Source organism: Paracraurococcus lichenis, from assembly GCF_030657435.1.
Lineage (GTDB): Bacteria > Pseudomonadota > Alphaproteobacteria > Acetobacterales > Acetobacteraceae > Paracraurococcus > Paracraurococcus lichenis.
On sequence record NZ_JAUTWS010000369.1, the window covers coordinates 1 to 831 of the forward strand.

Genomic DNA, 831 nt, shown 5'->3' on the forward strand with positions numbered 1-831 from the left:
GGAGTTGCGAGGCTCCCACCCCTGACCGGCCGAGGACCCGATGACCGAGGACAGACTGCCACTGGCTGACCTGCTGGCGAAAGCTGGGGATGGCGACTTCCTCCGTAGCGTCGCCGAGGCGGTGCTGCAGATGCTGATGGAGGCCGACGTGGAGGGCCTGATCGGGGCCGGGCGGCACGAGCGCACCGGCGAGCGGCTGAACTACCGCAACGGCTTCCGCGACCGGACGCTGGACACCCGGCTAGGGTCGCTGCAGCTGCGGATCCCGAAGCTCCGGCAGGGCAGCTACTTCCCGCCCTTCCTGGAGCCCCGGAAGACCTCGGAGAAGGCTCTGGTGGCGGTGATCCAGGAAGCCTGGATCGGCGGGGTCTCGACCCGGCGGGTAGACGAGCTGGTTCAGGCCATGGGTCTGTCCGGCATCTCGAAGTCGACCGTCTCCAAGCTCTGCAAGGACATCGACGAGCGGGTCGGCGCCTTCCTGGACCGGCCGCTCTCCGGCGAATGGCCTTACCTGTGGCTGGATGCCACCTACCTGCGCCAGCGCGAGGGCGGCCGGATCGTCTCCGTCGCGGCGATAATCGCCGTGGCCTGCGATGCCGAGGGGCACCGCGAGATCGTTGGCCTGCACATCGGGCCGTCGGAAGCCGAGACCTTCTGGTCCAGCTTTCTCAGGAGCTTGGTGAAGCGCGGCCTGAAAGGCGTGAAGCTGGTTGTCTCCGATGCTCATGAGGGACTGAAGGCGGCGATCGCCCGCGTCCTCGGCGCGACATGGCAACGGTGCAGAGTCCATTGGATGAGGAATGCCTTGGCCCATGTCGGCAAGGCCCAGCA

At 67.5% G+C, this 831-nt stretch carries 1 protein-coding gene; it reads left to right on the plus strand.

What is annotated here, in order from left to right:
* Window positions 1–40: 40 nt before the first annotated feature.
* The coding region (locus Q7A36_RS40285; protein ID WP_305109406.1) for an IS256 family transposase at window positions 41–831 on the plus strand (791 nt) is incomplete at its 3' end.